The 241-nt window shown below is 42.3% G+C and carries 1 tRNA gene; it reads right to left on the bottom strand.

The annotated features are described in order from the left end of the window. Positions 1 to 128: 128 nt before the first annotated feature. A tRNA-Thr gene (locus ACP45E_RS07010) sits at positions 129 to 204 on the bottom strand. Positions 205 to 241: the final 37 nt, after the last annotated feature.

Genomic DNA, 241 nt, shown 5'->3' on the forward strand with positions numbered 1-241 from the left:
TACGTTCAAATTTTTCTTTAGACATTGTGTGTCCCTCTAGGTACAGATTAAAGTGGCTTAATGACCACGTAACCAAAAAAAATTGGTGATAATGTATAATTCAAAAGGAAATAATTACGTTGTAGAGCTGGTGCTGATACCCAGATTTGAACTGGGGACCTCACCCTTACCAAGGGTGCGCTCTACCGACTGAGCTATATCAGCAACAAAAGTGAGCTGGAGCGTGCAGCGGGAATCGAAC

It is taken from the genome of Vibrio genomosp. F10 str. 9ZD137 (genome assembly GCF_049974785.1).
Lineage (GTDB): Bacteria > Pseudomonadota > Gammaproteobacteria > Enterobacterales > Vibrionaceae > Vibrio.